The organism is Enterobacter cloacae complex sp. 2015409 (genome assembly GCF_041365315.1).
Lineage (GTDB): Bacteria > Pseudomonadota > Gammaproteobacteria > Enterobacterales > Enterobacteriaceae > Enterobacter > Enterobacter pseudoroggenkampii.
In genome coordinates this window covers 2565480-2588485 of record NZ_JBFTVM010000001.1, presented here as the reverse complement: position 1 = coordinate 2588485, position 23006 = coordinate 2565480, and the positions used below count along the sequence as shown (strand labels likewise).

Sequence of the window (23006 nt, the reverse complement as noted above, 5' to 3'; positions counted from 1 at the left end):
ATGCGCGTCGTCGCTTCAACTCAGCCGTGTAAAATTTTGTCCATCATCCGGCCCGGCAGCAGGCGTTTTAACCAGCCTACGGCATGGGTGACCAGCGTCACCGGATAGCGCATTTTGGGATGTTCGCTCTCAAAAGCATGGCGCACTTTGGCCACCACCGCCTCTGGCCCGAGGGTAAAACGTGCGGCGATGCCGGGGTTCTCGACCGGTTTATCCGCCTGCGTCTGGTTCACGTTTTCGGTAAAGCGGGTGCGAATTGGGCCGGGTTCAATCAGGCTGACCTTAATGCCGCTGTGGCGTAGCTCCATGCGCAGGGCGTCGGACCAGGCCTCCAGCGCATATTTGCTGGCGGCGTAGGCGCCGCGGCCTGGGGTGGAAATCAGCCCCATCACCGACGACGTCATCACGATGCGCCCTTCACCGTGCGGCAGCATCGCGGGGAGCAGACGCATGGTGAGCTGATGCACGCCGAAGAAATTGGTCGAAAACTGCTTCTCCAGCGTTTCGCGGGAGAGGGTATCCAGCGGGCCATACACGCCGTAGCCGGCATTGTTAAACAGCCCGTACAGACGATTGTCGGTCAGCGCGATCACCTCATCGGCGGCGCGCTCAACGCTCTCCGGCGAGTCCATATCCAGCAGCACGCCGGTAAAGCCCAGCCCGTTCATGCGTTCGACATCGTCGGGTTTGCGGCAGGCCGCCAGGACCCGAAACCCCTGGCGCTTCAATTCGAGCGCGCTTTCCAGACCGATTCCACTGGAACATCCTGTAATTAAGACCGATTTTTGCATAACTTTACCTGTCAGGATCTCCGCTTAATCAGGAGTCATGTTTAACTAAAGGAGCCAGCCGCGTTGCCATCCAGTCGGCAATAAACGGCTGCGCATCGCGATTGGGGTGGATCCCGTCGTCTTGCATCCACTGGGGTTTGAGATAGACCTCTTCCATGAAAAATGGCAGCAGCGGAATATCAAACTCTTTGGCAAGCTTAGGGTAGATCGCGCTAAAGGCCTCATTATACCGACGACCGTAGTTGGCGGGCAGGCGAATTTGCATCAGCAGCGGCCGGGCGTTTGCCGCCTTAATGTCCTGCAAAATGGTGCGCAGCGTATTCTCCGTTTGCTGAGGCTGGAAACCGCGCAGGCCATCATTACCGCCAAGCTCAACCAGCACCCACCGTGGCTGATGCTGTTTGAGCAGCGCAGGCAGGCGCGACAGCCCCTGCTGCGAGGTATCACCGCTGATGCTGGCGTTGATTACAGACGTTTTGCTCTGCCATTTTTCATTGAGCAGGGCGGGCCAGGCCGCGCTGGCCGCCATACGATAGCCTGCGCTCAGGCTGTCGCCAAGAACCAGTAACGTGTCCGCTGCCGCCGCGCGGAAGGTCATCAGAATCAAAAACAGGAAGGGCAAATGCCAGCGGAAAACAGTGTTGAAGTTCATCATCTTAAGAAGTCCGTCGGTCAGGGGGAACACGAGCTTTCCATCCTTACTGGAGTTGAACTCGTTGTCAAACGCGCTGAAACCATCGCGCTGATTGGCGAATCCGGTTCCGGTAAGTCCACGCTGCTGGCGATTTTAGCCGGTCTGGACGACGGCAGCAGCGGCGAGGTCCACCTTGTCGGGCAGCCGCTGCATCAGCTTGATGAAGAGGCGCGGGCCGCGCTGCGCGCGCGTCACGTTGGTTTTGTTTTTCAATCTTTTATGCTGATCCCGACCCTAAACGCGCTGGAAAACGTCGAACTCCCGGCGCTTCTGCGCGGGGAAAATAGCCGTGAAAGCCGCGCTCACGCGAAGGCGCTGCTGGAACAGCTCGGTCTGGGGAAACGTCTCGACCATCTTCCCGCGCAGCTTTCTGGCGGTGAGCAGCAGCGCGTGGCGCTGGCGCGGGCGTTTAACGGTCGCCCGGAAGTGCTGTTTGCCGATGAGCCTACCGGTAACCTTGACCGTAAAACCGGCGACAGGATTGCCGACCTGCTGTTTTCGCTCAACCGCGAGCACGGCACCACGCTGATCCTCGTGACCCACGATCCGCAGCTCGCCGCCCGCTGCGACCGTCGCCTGCGGCTGGTTAACGGTATTCTTCAGGAGGAGGCATGATTACCCGCTGGTTCTGGCGCGAGTGGCGCTCGCCCTCGCTGCTGATTGTCTGGCTGGCGTTAAGCCTGGCGGTGGCCTGCGTGCTGGCGCTCGGCAGCGTCAGCGACCGGATGGAAAAAGGGCTCAGCCAGCAGAGCCGGGAGTTTATGGCGGGAGACCGGGCGCTGCAAAGCTCCCGCCCCGTGCCGCCGGGCTGGATTGACGAAGCGCGTAAAGAAGGGCTGAAGGTGGGGGAGCAGGTAAGCTTCCAGACCATGACCTTTGCGGGCGACACGCCGCAGCTGGCGAGCGTCAAGGCCGTCGATGATATCTACCCGATGTACGGTGACTTGCAGACCCGCCCGCCGGGATTAAAGCCCACGCCCGGTACGGTGCTGCTGGCATCGCGTCTGATGGCGCTGCTGAATCTGAAACCCGGCGACAGTATCGACGTCGGCGACGCCACCCTCAAAATTGCCGGGGAAGTGGTACAGGAACCTGACTCTGGGTTTAACCCGTTCCAGCTTGCGCCGCGCCTGCTGATGAACACCGCGGACGTAGCAGCAACCCATGCGGTACAGCCGGGCAGCCGCGTCACCTGGCGCTATAAGTTTGGCGGCACGCCTGCCCAGCTTGACGCATATGAAAAATGGCTTCTGCCGCAGCTCAAACCGGAACACCGCTGGTACGGGCTGGAGCAGGACGAAGGGGCGCTCGGTAAATCTCTGGAGCGCTCTCAGCAGTTCCTGCTGCTGTCGGCCCTGTTGACCCTGCTGCTGGCGGTGGCGGCGGTGGCCGTGGCGATGGGGCACTACTGCCGCAGCCGCTACGACCTGGTGGCGATCCTCAAAACCCTGGGGGCGGGCCGGGCGCAGCTGCGCAAGCTGATTGTCGGTCAGTGGCTGATGCTGCTGGTCCTGTCCGCGCTGACCGGCGGAATAATGGGGCTGCTGTTTGAAAAACTGCTGATGGTGATGCTAAAACCGGTGCTACCGGCCGCATTGCCGCCGGCCAGCCTCTGGCCGTGGCTATGGGCAATCGGCGCGATGACGGTAATTTCGCTGCTGGTAGGGCTACGCCCTTACCGACTGCTGCTCGCGACGCAGCCGCTGCGCGTGCTCCGCAGCGATGTGGTGGCGAACGTCTGGCCGCTGAAGTTCTACCTTCCGGTGATTATTGCGGTGGCGGTGGGGCTGCTGGCGTGGCTGATGGGGGGCAGCACGCTGCTTTGGGCGGTACTGGCCGGGGCGGTTGTGCTGGCGCTGCTGTGCGGCGTGCTGGGCTGGATACTGCTCAACGTCCTGAAGAGGCTAACGGTAAAATCCCTGCCCGTGCGCCTGGCGGTCAACCGCCTGCTGCATCAGCCCTGGTCAACGCTCAGCCAGCTGTCGGCCTTTTCTCTGTCGTTTATGCTGCTGGCGCTGCTTTTAGTGCTGCGCGGCGATCTGCTCGATCGCTGGCAGCAGCAGCTTCCCCCGGAAAGCCCGAACTATTTCCTGATCAACATTGCCCCAGAACAGGTCACTCCGCTAAAGGGTTTTCTGTCGGAGCATCACATTATCCCTGAGTCGTTCTATCCCATCGTTCGCGCGCGTCTGACGCAGATCAACGGGCAGCCAACGGAGGGGAACAAGGACGAGTCGCTTAACCGCGAGCTGAACCTGACCTGGCAGGAGAAACGCCCTGACCACAACCCGATAACCGCTGGCATCTGGCCGCCGAAAGCGGGAGAGGTGTCGATGGAGGAGGGGCTGGCGACGCGCCTGAACGTGAAGCTGGGAGACAGCGTCACCTTCACAGGGGATACCCAGGATTTTACCGCGAAAGTGACCAGCCTGCGTAAAGTGGACTGGGAAAGCCTGCGGCCAAACTTCTTCTTTATCTTCCCGCCGGGCGCGCTGGACGGTCAGCCGCAGAGCTGGCTGACCAGCTTCCGCTGGGAAAACGGCAACGGCATGCTGACCCAGCTTAACCGGGAGTTTCCGACGGTCAGCCTGCTGGATATTGGGGCGATCCTGAAGCAGGTAGGGCAAGTTCTGGAGCAGGTGAGCCGCGCGCTGGAGGTCATGGTGGTGCTGGTGACAATCTGCGGCGTGCTGTTGCTGCTGGCCCAGGTGCAGGTAGGCATGCGCCAGCGCCATCAGGAGCTGGTGGTCTACCGCACGCTGGGGGCCGGAAAGCGGCTGCTGCGGATGACGCTCTGGAGCGAGTTTGCGCTGCTGGGGCTGGTGGCGGGTCTGGTGGCAGCCATTGGCGCAGAGACGGCGCTGGCGGTGCTGCAGACAAAAGTCTTCGACTTCCCGTGGGAGCCTGACTGGCGTCTCTGGTTGATCCTGCCTCTCTGTGGCGCTGTGCTGCTTTCACTCTGTGGAGGCTGGCTCGGCACGCGGCTGTTAAAGGGCAAAGCCCTGTTCCGTCAGTTTGCGAGTTGATTTAGCACGGTGAAAGTTACGCACCGGTTTTAAATGCCGGTGCGTAGTGTTTAAAAAGCACAAAGTGATAATGCCCACTCATTTAGTAGCACAAATCATTAAAAACCCGACCACACAGCCCGATTATTTCCAGTTAATATTCACCCGCTAAATATTTAGCAGCGTGTCTATTAAGGAAAAATAATGACTATAAAAAAATCAGCGCTGGCGGCAACGATCGGCGCGGCAGTGGCATTGACTACCTTCGCTTCTCAGGCGGAAATCACCATTCTTAAGCAGGATCCTCAGGCGGGTAACCCGCTGAGCCGCCTGAACTTCACCGTGGGTGGGAGTATCCGTCCACAGTTCAACATGATGACCGGTGACGGCGACAAAGGTTCTTACAAGCGTAACGGCTTCGACGGTGGCACCCGTTTCCGTTTCGCAGCAGATTACTACCTGTTTGATGACATCAGTTGGGTAAGCTACTACGAGCTGGGCGTGAACTTCCCTGCAATGTTCAACTGGGACAACCACTACAGCGAAAGCGACCACGACACGACGCGTCGTATGCTCTACACCGGTCTGAAGAGCGACACCTGGGGTACGCTGACCTTCGGTCAACAGAACAGCGTTTACTATGATGTGGTGGGCGCGAAAACCGATATCTGGGACTACGACATGATCGGTCAGGCGCCAGGTAACGGGATCAAAGGCGATTACGATGGCTCTTACCGTTCACGTAATATGCTGAAATATAAGAAAACTGTGGGCGATGCTGACATTTATGCATCCTACCTGTTTGAAGACAGCGAATACCTGCCGGGCAACGGCCTGCGCTACAAGCGTAAAGGCGGCGGTTCACTGGGTCTGGATTACCACCTGACCACCGATCTGACCTGGGGCGCCGCGTGGAACTACACCCGTGCGGATATGCGTAACCCGGCCAATGGCGACAGCAAAACCTACGACCAGAACATCCTCGGTACCGCGCTGAGCTGGACCCCGGACAACTGGACATTCTCCGTTGGCGGCGGCTGGTATCAGAACTTCATGACCACCAAAAAAGTGTCTGTTAACGACTACTTCGCCGGTGATGCATGGGGTATTGAATACTTTGCGGGCTACAAGTTCCCAATTGGTCAGTATGCGGTTAAATCTATCCAGCCTTACTTCATGGGCGACCGTATTGACTACGTGAATGGCCGCAACTACCAGCGCATCGACAACGGCGTGGGTATCAGCTTCCAGCTGGATTACGGTTTCCGCGTGGACTACGAGCACGTGTTCACCTCCAGCACCGACGACCTGGGCGACATGAACCTGGTGCGTCTGCGTTACGACTTCTAAGTGATCTTGTAGGGTGCGGCCTGATGCCCTCACCCTGACCCTCTCCCACGGGGAGAGGGAACAAACATTAAAAACGGCAACCGTGGTTGCCGTTTTGCTTTTACCTCGCCACCCGGCTTTCTTTTAGCGATTAAGCCAGTCAGCTACCTCGCCATACGTCCCGCGATACACAATCTTCTCCGCTTTCTTCTCCAGCTGATAGCCGTACATCGGGTCGTAATAGTCGTTCAGGAGCGGTACAAGCCAGCTGAAGTGCGCATCCGTGCTGCCAGTACGTTGTTGTTTGACAAGCGCGGCGTCCAGTAAGACGGTAAATTCCGCAAAGCGCTGCAGCCCCAGACGGCGGCGAATGGCGAACAGGCCGTGGTGCAGGTACTCGCTGTACTCTTTCCAGCCCGCTTCTTCGCCGTAGGCAGCAGAAAAATCTGCCCACATATGGTCGAAATACTCTTCGCGCAGGCGTTCAAGACGGATCTCAAACGGATCCTCTACCACCACGATAGGCGCTTCAACCATGCGGTCACGCAGGCACTCCGGCAGGTGGTTGGAGCCAATCATCCGGCCTTCATCTTCCAGCACCCAGCGCGCGGCGTCTTTTTTCAATAGCTCAACCGCAAGGTGGTTTTCAAAGCTCGCCTGGGAAAGCTGCGGCGTGAGCGTGCGGCCAAACGACGAACCGCGATGGTGCGCCAGCCCTTCCAGATCGATGCCCTGTGCGTGCTGCTTCACCAGGAGGGTTTTACCGTTTCCGGTACAGCCGCCGATAAGCACCATCGGCTTTTGTGACTGCTCAATCGTCACCTGAATCGCCGTCTGGCGCAGGGCTTTATAGCCGCCGCGGATCAGCGGGTAGTCGATGCCCGCCTCTTTAAGCCAGGCCTGCGAGATATGCGAGCGCTGACCGCCGCGCGCGCAGCAGAGAAAGCCCTCAGGATGGGCAAGGCTGGCTTCCCGCCAGGCGTTTATACGTGTCTCACGCGTCTCGCCGTTCACCAGGCTATGGCCAAGCGCCAGCGCGGCCTCGGGGCCCTGGCGTTTATAGCAGGTGCCGACGGCGGCGCGTTCGTCGTCATTCATCAACGGCAGGTTAATGGCGGCGGGTATCGCACCCTGGGCAAATTCGATCGGCGCGCGAACGTCGATTAAAGGGGTATCAGACGCGAGGATCGCGCGATAGTCCGTTCCATCGTTCATGGTTAATCCAGAAGAAAACTCAGCAGCAATGGGCGGGGATTGTACGCCGGGGAAGGGGAAGGTCAACTCCCCGGCGCAGATGTCTTACTTGAGCTTTGACTGTGCCCAGACGATGCCGCTCGCATATTCCGGCGGCAGGAGAGGGATCATGGCTTCCAGGGTGGCGCTCAGGCGGCCCGTGTCGCTGTCGTTGAGGTTCAGGTGGCCAACCTTACGACCCGGACGAACTTCTTTGTCATACCAGTGCAGATGCACCAGCGGCAGCTTCAGCCAGTCGTAGTTCAGATCGGTTCCGATCAGGTTGATCATCACCGACGGGCTGTTCACCACCGGCTGCGGCAGCGGCAGGTCGGTAATCGCGCGCAGGTGCAGCTCGAACTGGCTGATGGAGGCGCCGTTTTGCGTCCAGTGGCCGCTGTTGTGCACGCGCGGTGCCAGCTCGTTGATCAGCAGACCAGACGGGGTGATAAAGCACTCCATCGCCATCACACCCACGTATCCGAGCTCGTGCATGATGGCAGAGAGCATCTCTTCCGCCTGCGCCTGGTGGTCAGCATTGGCCTGCGGGAAGGCCACGCTGGTGCGCAGAATGCCGTCCTGATGCAGGTTATGCGTCAGCGGATAAAACACGGTATGCCCGTCATGACCGCGCGCGCCAACCAGCGACACTTCACCGCTAAAGTTGATGCCCTGCTCAACAATGCACTCGCCGTAGCAATCATCCGGCAGCTCGGCGGTATCGCCTGCGCGCAGGCGCCACTGGCCGCGGCCGTCGTAGCCACCCACGCGGCGCTTCACGATCGCCAGCTCGCCCAGCATGGCGAAGACGTCGTTCCACTCGCTTTTATCAGACAGGAGCTGCCACGGTGCGGTTGCGAGGCCCAGCTTGTCGAAAAGCTGCTTTTGCGTCAGACGGTCGGCAATGATCGGGAACACGTCGCGGTTAACGAAGGCGTTATGACGCGCCAGCTCGCGGGTCAGGGCGGTCTCCGGCCAGCGTTCGATCTCAGCGGTAATGACGCTCTGGTGGAACGGTACCGCTTCCGGCTCGGCGTCCAGGCCGACGGGCCAGACGGAAATCGCCAGCGGTTCGCCAGCCTGACGCAGCATGCGGCCTAGCTGGCCGTTACCGAGAACGCAAACCTGCTTCATGCGGCACCCCGCGGGTCTGGATTGTCCAGCACCTCGTCGGTCTGGGCTTTACGCCACGCCGCCAGACGCTGATGTAAGTCTTTATCGTGCGTCGCCAGGATCTGCGCGGCCAGCAGGGCGGCATTGGCGGCGCCCGCTTTACCAATCGCCAGCGTGCCGACGGGAATGCCACGCGGCATCTGAACGATGGAGTAGAGGCTGTCCACACCGCTTAACGCGGCGCTTTGTACCGGGACGCCCAGCACCGGCAACAGGGTTTTGGCGGCAATCATGCCCGGCAGATGTGCTGCGCCGCCCGCACCGGCAATGATCACCTCATAACCGTTCTCTTCGGCGCTTTCGGCGAAGCTGAACAGTTTGTCCGGTGTACGGTGCGCGGAGACCACTTCAACGTGGTGCGGAACATTCAGGATGTCAAAGATTTCGGCGGCGAACTGCATGGTAGCCCAGTCGCTTTTGGACCCCATCACGATGGCGACACGCGCCGGATTATTGCGGGAAGACATGCGTCTTAAAACTCCTGTGGTGCGAAACACACTGCTTTCGAGGGCACAGAGAATAGCATGTTATACGGGCAAGGAAAACGGTTGCGCGGTTAAATCTTGAGCCGTTGTTGCCATCAATTCATAACAAAACAGACCGCATTCTGGCGGTCTGTTTTTGTCGATGGGCAATCATTATTTCGTCAGTTCTGCGGTCATATACACGCGGTTGTCGACCTTCGCGCTGGTGATTTTGTAAGACGCGCCCTGTTCAGCAGCCTGTGCAGCGATTTTCGCTTCTGCGCGGTCAAGGGTAGAGGCGGTTGCACTCACGCTCTGCGCGAAAGAACCGAAAGAAACCAGCGAGAGAGCTGCAACTGCAACGAAAGTTTTGATGGATTTCATGGTCGTATTCCTTAAGTGTTTTGTCTGGGATAGGGCATGTTGCCCTGATGTGATAAATAATAGGCCGACCACGGGCTGATTAAAATCGAAACAATTTGCCGTTATTGTTCAAAAAAATAGAATGATATGAAGGGGGTTAAAACGGAAACGCGATCAGCTCCACGCCCTCAGGCGTGACTTTGACCATAGAGCCTTCGGTGTGCCAGGCACCTAATACCACGCGATGGGCCGGTTCGCCGTTGGCGATAAGGGAATGCACGTCAGGACGATGGGTATGACCGTGGATGAGCCACTGAACGTCATGCTTTTCCATCACCCGCACGACCGCCTGTGGATTGACGTCCATGATGGTCATGGATTTGCTGCTGTTGGCGGCTTTACTGCCTGCGCGCATTCTGACGGCGATGCGGTTGCGGATAAACAGCGGCAGGGCAAGGAACACCTTCTGGATCCACGGGGTGTGGACTTTGGCGCGAAACGCCAGGTAGCCGGTATCGTCGGTGCAGAGCGTGTCGCCGTGCATAATCAGCACCTTGCGGCCGTAGAGGTCGAGCACCTCTTCTTCCGGCAGCAGCGTCATGCCGCTTTCATGGGCGTAGCGCTTGCCGATCAGGAAATCACGGTTGCCGTGAATGAAGTAGCAGGGGACGCCCGAATCCACCAGCGCGTGAATGGCGGCGGCCATTTCACGGTGCAGCGGGTTAGGATCATCGTCGCCAATCCAGGCTTCAAAGAGGTCGCCCAGTATGTACAGCGCATCGGCGCTTTTCGCTTCACCGCGTAAAAAACGCAGAAAACCGGCGGTTATCGCCGGTTCTTCTGTTTGCAGATGAAGATCCGCAATAAAGAGTGTCGCCACCAATTACTCGCTGACGGTCACGCTTGTAATCACAACGTCTTCTTTTGGAACGTCCTGGTGCATACCGCTGCGGCCAGTAGAGACGGCTTTGATCTTGTCAACCACGTCCATACCTTCAACCACTTCTGCGAATACGCAGTAGCCCCAACCCTGCAGGCTTTCGCCGGAGAAGTTCAGGAAGTCGTTGTCCGCCACGTTAATGAAGAACTGTGCAGTAGCAGAGTGAGGCGCCTGAGTACGTGCCATCGCCAGCGTGCCGCGGGTGTTTTTCAGGCCGTTGTTCGCTTCGTTCTTGATCGGCTCTTTAGTGGCTTTCTGGTTCATGCCAGGTTCGAAACCGCCGCCCTGGATCATAAAACCGTTGATCACGCGGTGGAAAATGGTGTTGTTGTAGAAACCTTCGCGGCAGTAGTCCAGGAAGTTTTTAACTGTTTCAGGCGCTTTGTCATCAAAGGTTTTGATTACGATATCGCCATGATTAGTGTGGAAAGTAACCATTTTTGCATCCTGTTCCGTTATTGTGGTACGTCGACCCGCCTTCGGGTCATCTATAGGGGCTTGTTATAGCATAACCACAGGATGCGATCACCTTGCATTGTGTGCTGCTTCGGGTTTGAATTACGGGTAGAATAGCCGGTTTTCAACCACACACGTGTTTACATGGAATCTTCGATGTTAAAAATCTTTAATACAATGACGCGCCAAAAAGAGGAATTTAAACCTATCCATGCCGGGGAAGTCGGCATGTACGTGTGTGGTATTACGGTTTACGATCTCTGTCACATTGGCCATGGCCGTACCTTTGTCGCCTTCGACGTGGTGTCACGCTACCTGCGTTTTCTGGGGTACAACCTGAAATACGTGCGCAACATTACCGACATCGACGATAAGATCATCAAGCGCGCCAATGAAAATGGCGAAAGCTTTGTCGCGCTGGTGGATCGCATGATCGCTGAGATGCACAAAGACTTCGACGCCCTCAATATTCTGCGTCCGGACAGCGAGCCGCGCGCGACCCACCATATTCACGAAATCATCGAGATCACCGAAAAGCTGATCGCCCGCGGTCATGCGTATGTTGCCGACAACGGCGACGTGATGTTCTCCGTGCCGACGGACCCAACCTACGGTGCGCTTTCCCGTCAGGATCTGGATCAGCTCCAGGCCGGTGCCCGTGTCGACGTGGTTGACGTGAAGCGTAACCCGATGGACTTCGTGCTGTGGAAGATGTCCAAAGAGGGTGAGCCAAGCTGGCCATCCCCGTGGGGCGAAGGCCGTCCGGGCTGGCACATTGAATGTTCTGCGATGAACTGCAAACAGCTGGGCAAGCACTTCGACATTCACGGCGGTGGCTCAGACCTGATGTTCCCGCACCACGAAAACGAAATCGCGCAGTCCACCTGCGCCCACGGCGGCGAGTACGTAAATTACTGGATGCACTCCGGGATGGTAATGGTTGACCGCGAGAAGATGTCGAAATCGCTGGGCAACTTCTTTACCGTGCGCGACGTGCTGAAGTATTACGACGCGGAAACCGTGCGCTACTTCCTGATGTCTGGCCACTATCGCAGCCAGCTGAACTACAGCGAAGAGAATCTGAAGCAGGCGCGCTCGGCGCTGGAGCGTCTGTACACCGCGCTGCGCGGGACCGACAGGTCTGTTCCGGCGGCAGGCGGCGAAGCGTTCGAAGCACGCTTTGTTGAGGTGATGAACGACGACTTCAACACCCCGGAAGCCTACTCCGTGCTGTTCGACATGGCGCGCGAAGTGAACCGCCTGAAGTCAGAAGATATGGCGGCGGCGAATGCGCTGGCGTCTCATCTGCGTAAGATCTCTTCCGTGCTCGGCCTGCTGGAGCAGGATCCGGACGTGTTCCTGCAGAGCGGTGCGCAGGCGGACGACGGCGAAGTGGCGGAAATTGAAGCGTTGATCAAAGCGCGTCTGGAAGCGCGTCAGGCGAAAGACTGGGCGGCGGCCGATGCGGCGCGTAACCGTCTGACCGAGATGGGCATCATTCTGGAAGACGGACCGCAGGGTACCACCTGGCGCCGTAAGTAAGTCTGTAACGCCCGGTGGCGCTTACGCTTACCGGGCCTACGGGTAAAAGTAGGCCGGGTAAGGCGCAGCCGCCACCCGGCTTTTTTTTACCTTCTTCTCCACCACAACATTCCCATTAGCACAACCCCCGGCAGCCACACCCACAGCAGTTCTGAAATAATCACCTGATGCCCGTACGGCGTGGTATAGCGTGAGAGCGCAAACGGCGCGACCTTAATCACCTGCCACGGTGCAAAGAAGCGTTCATCTGACCACGGCCACAGCCAGCCGACGCCTTTTCCGCCTGTGGTAATCGAATCCAGCAGGCTGTGCGACAGCAGTGATACCGTTAAAAACAGCCAGCACCGCGTCAGGCTGGCCCTGAACCATCGTCGTCCAGTCAGCACGCAAAGTATCGGCACCGCAAAGGCAAACAGCAGGGAGTGGGTAAAGCCGCGATGGCCGAAAACATTTCCATACGCGACGCCGAACTTAAACGCCAGCACGTCGGCGTCCGGCAGCATGGCGAGAACAATCCCGGCAAACAGCAGGCGGGGTGGGATAACTTTTGTCCCCAGGCCTAAGCCCAGACAAAGCGGAACAGCAGCGTGCGTAATAACGGTAGGCATTGACATTATCCATGGCAAATCATGGAAATATAGCAGTAAACCCGCGCCAGCAGACCCGCGTCAAATTCTTATTTTACGCCGACTCGCGCGCGATAAGCTGCCCGGAAAGCGTAATGCGCTGGGTTTGCAGCGTCGGCTCCTTCAGAGTGCGAATAATCAGCCCGGCCGCCTGACGCCCCGTCTCTTCGCTGGCGGACGAGACGTAGGTAAATGACGGCGAGGTGAGGTTAACGTGGAGCATATCTTCGAAACCGACCAGCGCGACCTGCTGTGTTAAAAACACATCTTTACCCACCGTACGCCCGACCTGATGAATACCGGAGATGGAGCCGATCATGGCATCCGGCGAGTGGCAGAGCAGGGCGGTGATAGTATTGTTTTTTTCCAGCAGCTGGCGGGTGGCGAAACCCGCGGCCAGAGTGTCATCGCTGCAGGCCGGAGAGTATTCATCGCGCCAGACCAGCCCGTTTTGCGTCATCGCGCTGCGAAAACCGAGCAGGCGCTGCTCGCGGATAAGGCAGCCTTCACGTCCGCCAATGTAGGCGATATTGCGATGGCCGCGCTCGATAAGATAACGCACCGCCAGGTTTGCCGCCTGACGGTTGTCGCGCATCACCAGATTGCATTTTTCATCCAGCAGCGACTGAGAGACCACCACCAGCGGTAGCGGGCAGCGGCGAATCTGTTCCGGTAGGGTAGAGGTGCGGGTATCCGAGGCCAGATAGATCACCCCGGCGACGCCCTGCTGCTTAAACGACAGCAGGCAGCGCTCAAGTTGGTCATGGTCGTTCTGGGGCTGGCCGAGAAAAACCATATACCCCTGTTTTTCAAGATCCTGAACGATGCTCGCCATCACCTTGATGGAGAAACTGTCGCTAAAGTCACGGAGGATCAGGCCAATCAGATTGGACGTATTGGCGCGGAGGTTGGCAGCGGCAACGTTATGAACATAGCCCAGCGTATTGATGGCAGCGTTGACCTTCTCGATCGTTGCCTCTGAGATTTTCCCTTTCTGGCGCAGCACCAGCGAGACGGTTGAAACCGACACACCCGCGTGCTTTGCGACATCAATAATGCTGACTTTCTTCAAAACCGCTCCCTGAAATTTACCGATTATCAGCCAGATAAAACACGTCTCTCAGCGTACAGGAGACGTGTCGTTCAGGCATCTTATTATTTGCCGATCATGGTGGACATGGTCTGGGCGATAAACTGTGCTCTGGCACCGAAAATCACCTGAATACCGTTGTCGCCGACAAAGACCACGCCGCGCGCGCCGAGTCCGTTCAGGCCGTCTTTATCCACCACCTCACTTTTTGTCACTTCCAGGCGAAGACGGGTGATACAGGCGCCGACGGAGTCGATGTTATGCGCCCCGCCCAGCAGGGTGATGATCTCGGTCGCGAGTTCAGAATCCGATTTCTCATCCGCGTTGGCGGTCACTTCAGTGCGGCCCGGCGTTTTCACGTCGAAGCGACGGATCACAAAGCGGAACGTGAAGTAATAAATCAGGCCCATTGGAATGCCGATGATAATGGCGCTCAGGAAGTGGGTCTGGTAGCCGTTAAACGACGGCAGGATCCCGAATGACAGATAGTCGATAAAGCCCGCAGAGAACGACTTGGCGATATGCGCATGCAGCAGGTACATGGTCATGTAGGCCAGACCCGCCATGATGGCGTTAAAGACGTACAGAATCGGCGCCACGAAGATAAAGGTAAACTCAACCGGTTCGGTGATCCCCGTCAGGAAGCAGGTGAGCGCCGCGGAGAACAGAATACCGGCCGCGATTTTCTTATTCTTCGTATGGGCTTCGTGATACATCGCCAGGCACGCGGCGGGCAGCGCGAACAGCATCAGCGGGAATTCACCCTGCATGAACTTACCGGCGTTCTGGTAGGTATCGCTGCTGAAAGATTTCACCCCTTCTTCAAGCATCTTGAACCAGATGGTCTGGTCGCCATGGATCACCTGGCCTGCCTGGGTGGTGTAATCTCCAAACGAATACCAGAACGACGGATACCAGATATGGTGCAGACCGAGCGGGATCAGCGCGCGTTCCACCAGACCGAAGATAAAGGTCGACGCCGCCTGATTATCGCCGTTCACCACCACGGAGAGCGCGTCGATACCGGCCTGGATATGCTGCCAGACGTACGGCAGCAGCAGCCCCATCAGGAACGAGAGGAACGCCGTTGCAATCGCCACGAAGCGCTTGCCGGAAAAGAAGCCCAGGAACTCCGGCAGCTGCATGGTGTGGAAGCGGTTATAGCACCAGGCCGCGAGAATACCGCAGATCAGGCCGCCGAAGACGCCCATCTGCAGCGTCGGAATGCCCACCACCATGGCGTATTTCCCGCCCTGGGAGGCCATTTCCGGCGTGATGCTCAGCACGGTGCTGATGGTGATATTGGTGACAAACACCGAAACGGCCGCAGACAGCGCCGCGATGCCGGATTCTGACGCCAGACCCACAGCGGAGCCAATGGCAAACAGCATTGGCAGGTTATCAAAAATAACCCCGCCCGCGTTCATCATCAGCGGCAGATGGAACTTATCGCCGAAGGCCAGCAGCAGGCCCGCAGCGGGAAGCAGTGAAATTGGCAGCATTAAGGCGCGACCAATCATCGATAACTTAGACAGCGATTTAACAAACCCTGATATCAGACTCATGCTGATTTCCCCCGAGTAGCGCTTTTTTTGGCGCTGTTATTGTAAGTAGAACGTTTTAGTAGAACGTTCTACTTATCGTGGGCAAAGAGTGAAAAACGCGCAACTGAATTTTCACGTTTCAACAGATGAAATAGTGATTATTTGAAGTTGATCGATAAATAACCGTGATGGGTGTGAGGGGATAGTGAGAGAAATTGCCGGGTGGCGGCTTCGCCTTACCCGGCCTACAAACGGAGACCGTACGTAGGCCCGGTAAGCGCAGCGCCACCGGGCATCAAAGGGCTCAGGCCGTCACGGTTACGCTCTGTCCTTCAAAGCTCACGGTCTGGCCCGCGACAATCTTGCAGCGCTTGCGCGTTTCTACCACGCCGTCGACTTTCACCCGCCCGTCGGCGATAACGATTTTCGCCTGCGCGCCGCTTTCGCTCCAGCCTTCCAGCTTGAGCAGATCGCACAGCTCAACGTGCGGGTGTTTACCTAATGAAAAAGTCGCCATCTTACGCGTCCTCTACGTCGTGATATTCTTCGCATGCCTGCAAAGTATTCTGAATCAGCGTTGCGACGGTCATTGGACCTACGCCGCCCGGTACGGGGGTAATGTAAGAGGCGCGCGCGGCGGCATCTTCATACACCACGTCGCCAACCACTTTGCCGTTTTCCAGACGGTTAATCCCGACGTCCACGACGATTGCACCCTCTTTAATCCACTCGCCCGGAATAAAGCCCGGCTTACCGACCGCGACGATCAGCAGATCGGCATTTTCGACGTGGTGACGCAGGTTCTTGGTGAAGCGGTGGGTCACGGTGGTGGTGCAGCCGGCCAGCAGCAGCTCCATGCTCATCGGACGGCCCACGATGTTAGAGGCACCAATCACCACGGCGTTCAGGCCGTAGGTGTCGATGTTATAACGCTCCAGCAGCGTCACAATGCCGCGCGGCGTGCACGGGCGCAGACGCGGCGCACGCTGGCACAGGCGGCCAACGTTGTACGGATGGAAACCGTCCACGTCTTTATCCGGTGCGATACGCTCCAGCACCTTCACGTTGTCGATACCTGCTGGCAGCGGCAACTGAACCAGAATGCCGTCGATCTCTTTATCGGCATTCAGAGTGTCAATAAGTTCCAGCAGTTCTGCTTCGCTGGTGGTTTCCGGCAAATCGTAAGAGCGGGAGACGAAGCCGACCTCTTCACACGCTTTGCGCTTGCTGCCGACATAAATCTGCGATGCCGGGTTGCTGCCAACCAGCACAACGGCCAGCCCGGGGGCGCGTTTTCCGGCGGCTTTACGCGCCTTCACTTTTTCCGCGACCTCAGAGCGCACCTGCTGCGCAATCGTTTTACCGTCAATAATCTTTGCTGCCATCAGAGAGAAGATTCCGTCTGTAACGTTCGAAAGGGGGGATGCGTGTATTTTGTCAGAAGCGAGCCTCGCTGTCAGTCACCCTTTACGCGTTTTTATCAGCAAGACGCAAAAACCCTTCTTAAGGGATGGTCAATTTCTTAGGCGGGATTAGGATGTGACCTGGCGAAATGGCAGCGTTTTGACATATTTAAAAATCGCCTCCTGAGCTACTTTGTCTCCTCCGAAATAAGCTTTCAATTACTCAATTGAACGTATTTCTTATTCCCGATTATTCGCGGGAAGGGTTATTTACATTTTAAAGGAATAGACATGAAACTCAGCAACATTGCTTCTACTGTTATTGCAACTTTGGCCCTGGTTGCGGGTGCCGCAAATGCAGCAGATCCTGCTGCGCCGGTTTCCGTAAATGGCGGTAACGTACATTTTAAAGGTGAGCTGGTTAATGCCGCTTGTTCAGTAAATACGGATTCTTCCGAGCAGACCGTTAATCTGGGTCAGTATCGCACCGCGAAATTTACTAAAGTGGGCGACACCACCTCTAATATTCCATTCAACATTGAACTGAATGATTGCGATCCGCTGGTTGCCAAAACTGCAGCTGTTGCGTTCACCGGTCAGATCGACCCAACCGACAAAACCCTGCTGGCCGTGACCTCCGGTAACAACGACAACACCGCGAAAGGCGTGGGTATCGAGATCCTCGACAGCAAATCCAGCGTTCTGACCCCAGACGGCGCGACCTTCTCTGCTGCGCAGACGCTGATCGAAGGGACCAACACCCTGAAGTTCACCGCGCGTTATAAATCAACGGCTGCCACCACCGAGCCGGGCCAGGCGAACGCTGACGCCACCTTCGTAATGAAATACGAGTAATTCCTCCGCACAGGGATGTTCAGGCCTCAGGGACGAGGCCCGTCATACGCTATTGCCAGGAACGAAGGATGACAAGGACTGGAACACTACTGCTGTTAACCCTTGCGATGGCTTGCCCGGCATCGGCGCATACCGTGGTGATCGAAGGTGGCAAGGTTCATCTTCGGGGTGAACTGGTGAACGGCGGCTGCGCCGTGGCGCCCGACAGCCAGAATATGCGCATCGACATGGGGCAGTACCGAACCAATTCATTTTCCGGCGTGGGCAGTTTTTCCACGGTGAATGTGCCTTTCACCGTGCGGCTGCTGGACTGCAGCGTGGATGTTTCGCGCACCGTGGGGATCCAGTTTCAGGGCGTCACACCCGCAGAGGATCCGCAGGTCTTTCTGGCGACATCGCGGCCGGGTGAAACACCTGTCAGCAGCGGCGTCGGGCTGGCGCTCTTTGACGAACAGCAGCGTCAGATTATCCCAAACGCCACGGCCATCAGTTGGCTGCCGATCGAAACCCGCGAGCTCGCGTTCCATTTTAGCGCTCGCTATCGGGCTATTTCCGAACATCTCGAGCCAGGCAAAATTCAGTCGGATGTCTGGTTTACGTTGATTTATCCATAACACCTGCGAACACATTATTAAAGGTACGGTTGTGATGAATACCCTAATTAAACCAGGACTTTTTTTATCGTTTATTTTGATGATGATTTCTGCCTGCGCAAATGCATCCGGCGGTATTGCGCTGGGGGCCACGCGTGTTATTTATCCCGCAGAGGCGAAGCAAACGTCGCTGGCGATCACCAACAGCAACAAACAGGAACGCTATTTAATTAACGCGTGGATCGAAAATGCGAACGGGCAAAAAGAAAAAACCTTTGCCGTCACGCCGCCCCTGTTTGTTAGCGAGCCGAACAGTGAAAACACGCTGCGCATTATTTACGCCGGGCCGGCGCTGCCTGCCGACCGCGAATCGCTGTTTTACATGAACGTGAAGGCGATCCCGTCAGTGAACAAAGCGAAAACGGAAAACAATAACGTGCTGCAGCTGGCGATCCTCTCGCGCATCAAGCTGTTTGTACGCCCTAACAACCTTGCGATGCAGCCGGAAGAGGCGCTTTCCCAGCTGCGGTTTGAGCGCGCGGGTAACCACCTCAAAGTTAGCAACGCGTCCCCGTATTACATCACCCTCGTCAATCTGAAGCTGGGCGGGCAGCAGCTGGATAACCTGATGGTTGCGCCGAAAAGCTCGGCTCAGCAGGTGCTGCCAGCCGGTGCCAGCGGTACGCTTTCCTGGCAGAGCGTGAATGACTACGGTGCCATCACCCCGGCGCGTAGCGTCAACCTGTGAGCAGAGTCAGGGCGATGAAAAACCACCAGAGACGTTACTGCCCGGTTGCGCTGGCGCTGATGGCTGCGCTCTGGCCGCAGGCTGGCTGGAGCGAAAGCTATTTCAACCCGGCCTTTTTGTCCGACGACACCGCCAGCGTGGCGGATTTGTCGCGTTTTGAACAAGGACACCAGCAGGCACCCGGCGTTTATCGCGTGGATATCTGGCGCAACGATGAGTTTATCGGTACCCAGGACGTGCGTTTTGAGCAGGCCGAGAATACGCCACCGGTGGCGGGCGGTTTATCGGCCTGCATTACGCGCGCGATGCTCGATCGCTTTGGCGTTAACGTCGCGGCGTTTCCCGAGCTGGCTAAGGTGCAGGGCGAGACCTGCGTTCCGCTGGCTACGGCCATACCCGGCAGCGAAACGGTATTCAACTTTGCCTCACAGCGTCTGGACGTCAGCCTGCCGCAGGTGGCGTTGCAGAACAGCGCCCGGGGGTATATTCCGCCCGAACAGTGGGATGAAGGCATTCCCGCCGCGCTGGTGAACTACAGCTTCACCGGTAACCGGGGAAGCGAAGACGACAGCTATTATCTGAACCTGCAAAGCGGGTTGAACTATGGCGCCTGGCGTTTACGTAACAACGGCGCATGGCGGTACACGCAGAATAACGGGCAGCGGCACAGCGAGTGGCAGAATATTGGCACCTGGGCGCAGCGCACCGTTATCCCGCTGAAAAGCGAACTGGTGCTGGGCGACAGCAATACCGGGAATGACGTTTTCGACAGCATGGGGTTCCGCGGCGGGCGGCTCTTCTCGTCTGACAGCATGTACCCGGACAGCCTGCAGGGCTACGCGCCGACCGTGCGCGGGATCGCCCGTACGCCCGCCAAAGTGGTGGTTCGCCAGAATGGCTACGTTATCTATCAAAGCTATGTCCAGCCGGGCGCATTTGCCATTACCGATCTTAACCCGACCTCCTCAAGCGGTGACCTGGAGGTCACGGTCGAAGAGAAAGACGGCACCCAGCAGCGCTATACCGTGCCGTACTCCACCGTGCCGCTTCTGCAGCGTGAAGGGCGCTGGAAGTACGACCTCGTCGCGGGGGATTACCGCAGCGGTAACAGCGATCAGGATACGCCGTTCTTCACCCAGGGCACCCTGATTACCGGTCTTGCCAACGGTTACACGCTCTACGGCGGGACACAGCTGGCGTCACGCTATACCGCGGTGGCCGTCGGGGCCGGAAAAAACCTGGGTGACTGGGGCGCGGTCTCGCTCGATATCACCCACGCCCGCAGCCAGCTTGCGGACGACAGCAAGCATGAAGGGCAGTCTCTGCGCTTCCTCTATGCGAAATCCCTTAACGGCTTCGGCACCAACTTCCAGCTGCTGGGCTACCGCTACTCCACAAAAGGCTTTTACACCCTCGACGATGTCGCCTGGCGCTCAATGGAAGGCTATCAGTATGCCGATAGCCAGAACGATAACGATGTGCCAGACGTGCAGAGTTATCACAACCTGACGTGGAATAAAAAAGGCCGCTTCCAGCTCAACGTATCTCAGTCGCTGGGGGACTACGGCTCGGTCTATATCTCCGGTAGCGAGCAGACCTACTGGGGAACCGATGAGACGAACCTCTGGTACCAGTTGGGCTATGCGGGCGGCGTGAAGGGAATCAACTACTCCGTTTCGTGGTCGTGGAACAAATCCGTTGGGATAGACGGCACCGATCGGATCGCGTCATTTAACGTCTCCGTGCCGTTCAGCCTCTTTACCCGTCAGGGCTATCGCCGGGACAGCGCGATTGACCGCGCCTACGCTACGGCATCCGCCAGTCGAAACAGCGATGGCGACACAAGCTGGCAAACCGGCGTCAGCGGAACGCTGCTGGAGGACCGCAACCTGAACTACAGCGTGACCCAGGGACACACCAGCACCAACGGCGCAAGCGGAAGCGCCAGCGCCAACTGGCAGGCGACCTACGGCACATTGGGCGTGGGCTACAACTACAGCGACGATCAGCACGATCTCAACTGGCAGCTCTCCGGCGGGGTGGTCGGACACGCCGACGGCGTGACCTTCAGCCAGCCGCTGGGCGACACCAACGTGCTGATCAAAGCGCCGGGAGCATCAGGCGTCAGCATTGAAAACCAGACCGGGGTGAAAACCGACTGGCGAGGCTACGCGGTGATGCCGTATGCCACCGTCTATCGCTACAACCGCGTGGCGCTGGATACCAACACCATGAGCAACAACACCGATATCGAAAACAACGTGAGCAGCGTGGTGCCGACGAAAGGCGCGCTGGTGCGCGCCAGCTTTGATACCCGCATTGGCGTGCGCGCTTTGCTGACGGTGATGCGCGGTAACCAGCCCGTGCCGTTCGGCGCGGTGGTCCGTGAGACCCGGAGCGGTGTCACCAGCATGGTGGGGGATGATGGGCAAATTTACCTGAGTGGGCTGCCGCTGGAAGGCGAACTGCTGATCCAGTGGGGCGACGGGGCGCAGTCCCAGTGTCGCGCACCTTACAGCTTGTCTGAACAGAGCCTGCAACAGGCAATCACACTTAAGGGGATCAGCTGTGATTAAAACCCAAATCTTTGCCTTGTCGCTGCTGGCGTTACTGCCCGCGACAAACGCATTCGCTACCGTGTGCGTCAATGAGAAAGGCGTGCCGACGGAGGTGCATTACGACCTGACGGATAAATTCAATAGCTCGAATAACCAGATTGGACAGGTCGTAACGCTCAGCGAAAAATCGCAGTGGGTAGGGGTGAATGCCGTCTGCCCGAAGGGCACGACCGGGAACACCACCAAGCGCAGCTATGTGACGGATTATCCAATCACCGGGACCAGCGATGGCTACCAGTATCTGAAGCTGAACGACTATCTGGACGGGGCCATGAAAATCACGGACAGCTACGCTGGCGTGTTTTACCCGCCAAAAAGCTATATCCAGATGGGGAGTCATCCTAACGTCTCCAAAAACAAACCGTTTGGCGTTCAGGACTCCAGCCTTGTCTTCCGCCTTAAGGTGACCCGGCGTTTTATCAACATGGTGGTGATCCCGCGCGCCACCATGTTCCGCGTCTACGTCACCACTACCTCCTCCGATCCGCTAACCACGCCGGTCTATACCATTAGCTACAGCGGAACCATTCAGGTGCCGCAAAGCTGCGCCATTAATGCTGGTAACGTGGTGGAGTTTGATTTCGGTGACATTGGCGCCTCTTTGTTCAGCAAGGCGGGCGTGGGTAACAAGCCGGAGGGTGTCTCATCGCAAAGCAAAACCATTGCGATCAAATGCACCAACGTGGAGGCAAACGCCATGCTGACGATGCGCGTCGAGGCGGAAAAAGTCTCTGATAATGTGCTGGTGTCGGATAACCCGGATGTAGGGTTCATCATTGCCAACGAGAGCGGAGCGCCGCTCACGCCTAACAACCTGACAAGCAAAATTCCGTTCCGCCTTGACGACAGCGCGCAGGCGCAGGTGGGGATCCGGGTCTGGCCGGTGAGCGTGACGGGCAATAAGCCAGCGGAAGGGCGTTTCACCTCGCGCGGGTATTTGCGCGTGGATTACGACTAAGGAGCCAATATGCGAAACGGGATCCGTTTTATCACCGTAGCGCTTTTTGCGCTTTGCACACAGGCTCAGGCGGACACCGCGTTGGGCGAGATTAACATTCGGCTCTACGGCAATATCGTTGATTTTACCTGCGTTGCCGAGGGCAGCGACAGCGACAAGACCGTCACGCTGGGCACCTGGCCCACGAAACAGCTCAGCACCACCGGGAGCCGCACGCAGCCCATGCCGTTTACGCTGAAGCTGACCGGCTGCCCGCCGGGCGCGGCGTCCATTACGTTTTCGGGTAAAGCTGACGGGAGCAATAACGGTTTGCTGGCACTCAATGACGCCAGTACAGCAAGTCACGTCGCGGTAGAGATCAGGGATGCGGATAAAACGCGTCTGGCTCTCCAGCAGGCCAGCCAGCCGGTGTCAGTTGATGCGCAGGGGAATGCTACATTGTCGTTTTATGCCAATTATATTGCCACCGCAGATAATCCTCAGCCCGGACGAGCCGATGCGGATGCCACCTTTATGATTAACTATAATTAGCACTGACCGCACTCCCTGCAGCTCAGATAAGCTGCAGGGAGTGAATTCAG

23 protein-coding genes are annotated in these 23006 nt (G+C 57.6%); 10 read left to right on the top strand and 13 right to left on the bottom strand.

Annotated elements, in window-relative coordinates; all coding sequences use genetic code 11:
* Positions 1–20: 20 nt before the first annotated feature.
* Together ACDO57_RS12650 and tesA are read right to left on the bottom strand one after the other, a co-directional pair.
* A complete protein-coding gene (locus ACDO57_RS12650; RefSeq protein ID WP_014882827.1) occupies positions 21–791 on the bottom strand; it encodes an SDR family oxidoreductase in 771 nt (256 codons plus the stop codon).
* Between the two features lie 28 nt (positions 792–819).
* Positions 820–1446 carry a multifunctional acyl-CoA thioesterase I/protease I/lysophospholipase L1 gene (gene tesA, locus ACDO57_RS12645; protein WP_148769750.1) on the bottom strand — a complete coding sequence of 209 codons (627 nt, stop codon included), beginning with the start codon at positions 1444–1446 and terminating at the stop codon, positions 820–822.
* Here tesA and ybbA point away from each other — a divergent pair.
* From ybbA to ACDO57_RS12630, 3 genes are all read left to right on the top strand, one after another.
* Positions 1414–2100, top strand: coding sequence for a putative ABC transporter ATP-binding protein YbbA (ybbA, locus tag ACDO57_RS12640; RefSeq protein WP_023617272.1), 687 nt, complete (start codon positions 1414–1416; stop codon positions 2098–2100). The two genes, tesA and ybbA, sit on opposite strands and share 33 nt — an antisense overlap.
* Positions 2097–4511, top strand: a complete 2415-nt coding sequence (gene ybbP, locus ACDO57_RS12635; protein ID WP_370884052.1) for a putative ABC transporter permease subunit YbbP — start codon at positions 2097–2099, stop codon at positions 4509–4511. Before ybbA ends, ybbP begins: the two co-directional genes overlap by 4 nt.
* Positions 4512–4694: 183 nt before the next feature.
* Positions 4695–5840 (top strand): porin, encoded by a 1146-nt coding sequence (locus ACDO57_RS12630; protein WP_370884051.1) that lies wholly within the window; start codon positions 4695–4697, stop codon positions 5838–5840.
* 123 nt (positions 5841–5963) lie between these two features.
* Here ACDO57_RS12630 and mnmH read toward each other — a convergent pair whose 3' ends face one another.
* The 6 genes from mnmH to ppiB form a co-directional block, all read right to left on the bottom strand.
* Positions 5964–7034, bottom strand: a complete 1071-nt coding sequence (gene mnmH, locus ACDO57_RS12625) for a tRNA 2-selenouridine(34) synthase MnmH (RefSeq protein WP_370884050.1) — start codon at positions 7032–7034, stop codon at positions 5964–5966.
* 84 nt (positions 7035–7118) lie between these two features.
* Entirely contained in the window at positions 7119–8186 is a 1068-nt protein-coding gene (purK, locus tag ACDO57_RS12620; protein ID WP_048030139.1) for a 5-(carboxyamino)imidazole ribonucleotide synthase, read from the bottom strand.
* Positions 8183–8692, bottom strand: coding sequence for a 5-(carboxyamino)imidazole ribonucleotide mutase (gene purE / locus ACDO57_RS12615; RefSeq protein ID WP_196345889.1), 510 nt, complete (start codon positions 8690–8692; stop codon positions 8183–8185). Before purE ends, purK begins: the two co-directional genes overlap by 4 nt.
* A 171-nt stretch (positions 8693–8863) precedes the next feature.
* Positions 8864–9073 (bottom strand): YdgH/BhsA/McbA-like domain containing protein, encoded by a 210-nt coding sequence (locus ACDO57_RS12610; RefSeq protein ID WP_008499325.1) that lies wholly within the window; start codon positions 9071–9073, stop codon positions 8864–8866.
* 136 nt (positions 9074–9209) lie between these two features.
* Positions 9210–9932, bottom strand: a complete 723-nt coding sequence (gene lpxH, locus ACDO57_RS12605) for a UDP-2,3-diacylglucosamine diphosphatase (protein WP_370884049.1) — start codon at positions 9930–9932, stop codon at positions 9210–9212.
* A 3-nt stretch (positions 9933–9935) separates the two neighbouring features.
* Positions 9936–10430 (bottom strand): peptidylprolyl isomerase B, encoded by a 495-nt coding sequence (gene ppiB, locus ACDO57_RS12600; RefSeq protein ID WP_008499327.1) that lies wholly within the window; start codon positions 10428–10430, stop codon positions 9936–9938.
* Positions 10431–10604: 174 nt separating this feature from the next.
* Between ppiB and cysS the strand changes: the two genes are divergently transcribed.
* Entirely contained in the window at positions 10605–11990 is a 1386-nt protein-coding gene (cysS, locus tag ACDO57_RS12595) for a cysteine--tRNA ligase (RefSeq protein WP_370884048.1), read from the top strand.
* Between the two features lie 86 nt (positions 11991–12076).
* Here the strand turns inward: cysS and ACDO57_RS12590 are convergent, their stop codons facing one another.
* The 5 genes from ACDO57_RS12590 to folD all read right to left on the bottom strand — a co-directional run bounded on the left by ACDO57_RS12590 (position 12077) and on the right by folD (position 16635).
* The gene (locus tag ACDO57_RS12590; protein WP_024906878.1) at positions 12077–12598 is read right to left on the bottom strand and encodes a metal-dependent hydrolase; all 522 of its coding nucleotides are present in this window, start codon (positions 12596–12598) and stop codon (positions 12077–12079) included.
* Positions 12599–12671: 73 nt separating this feature from the next.
* A complete protein-coding gene (gene malI, locus ACDO57_RS12585) occupies positions 12672–13688 on the bottom strand; it encodes a Mal regulon transcriptional regulator MalI (protein ID WP_248272950.1) in 1017 nt (338 codons plus the stop codon).
* 83 nt (positions 13689–13771) lie between these two features.
* Complete coding sequence (locus ACDO57_RS12580) at positions 13772–15271, bottom strand: PTS transporter subunit EIIC (RefSeq protein WP_024906880.1); 1500 nt, start codon at positions 15269–15271, stop codon at positions 13772–13774.
* A 283-nt stretch (positions 15272–15554) separates the two neighbouring features.
* A complete protein-coding gene (gene ybcJ, locus ACDO57_RS12575; protein WP_023310640.1) occupies positions 15555–15767 on the bottom strand; it encodes a ribosome-associated protein YbcJ in 213 nt (70 codons plus the stop codon).
* A 1-nt stretch (position 15768) separates the two neighbouring features.
* Entirely contained in the window at positions 15769–16635 is an 867-nt protein-coding gene (gene folD / locus ACDO57_RS12570) for a bifunctional methylenetetrahydrofolate dehydrogenase/methenyltetrahydrofolate cyclohydrolase FolD (RefSeq protein WP_008499332.1), read from the bottom strand.
* Between the two features lie 309 nt (positions 16636–16944).
* Between folD and fimA the strand changes: the two genes are divergently transcribed.
* The 6 genes from fimA (at position 16945) to sfmF (ending at position 22956) form a co-directional block, all read left to right on the top strand.
* Positions 16945–17508: a type 1 fimbrial major subunit FimA gene (gene fimA, locus ACDO57_RS12565; protein ID WP_370884047.1), complete on the top strand. Its 564-nt coding sequence runs from the start codon at positions 16945–16947 to the stop codon at positions 17506–17508.
* Positions 17509–17576: 68 nt separating this feature from the next.
* Positions 17577–18122 (top strand): type 1 fimbrial protein subunit FimI, encoded by a 546-nt coding sequence (gene fimI / locus ACDO57_RS12560; protein WP_048991450.1) that lies wholly within the window; start codon positions 17577–17579, stop codon positions 18120–18122.
* A 34-nt stretch (positions 18123–18156) separates the two neighbouring features.
* On the top strand, positions 18157–18849 hold the full coding sequence (gene fimC, locus ACDO57_RS12555) for a type 1 fimbria chaperone FimC (protein ID WP_370884046.1): 693 nt from the start codon (positions 18157–18159) through the stop codon (positions 18847–18849).
* 14 nt (positions 18850–18863) lie between these two features.
* Entirely contained in the window at positions 18864–21425 is a 2562-nt protein-coding gene (locus tag ACDO57_RS12550) for a fimbrial biogenesis usher protein (RefSeq protein ID WP_024906883.1), read from the top strand.
* On the top strand, positions 21418–22425 hold the full coding sequence (gene fimH / locus ACDO57_RS12545; RefSeq protein WP_024906884.1) for a type 1 fimbria D-mannose specific adhesin FimH: 1008 nt from the start codon (positions 21418–21420) through the stop codon (positions 22423–22425). The genes ACDO57_RS12550 and fimH overlap by 8 nt, the downstream gene beginning before the upstream one ends.
* A 9-nt stretch (positions 22426–22434) precedes the next feature.
* The gene (gene sfmF, locus ACDO57_RS12540; protein WP_032646212.1) at positions 22435–22956 is read left to right on the top strand and encodes a fimbria assembly protein; all 522 of its coding nucleotides are present in this window, start codon (positions 22435–22437) and stop codon (positions 22954–22956) included.
* The last annotated feature ends 50 nt before the right edge of the window (positions 22957–23006 follow it).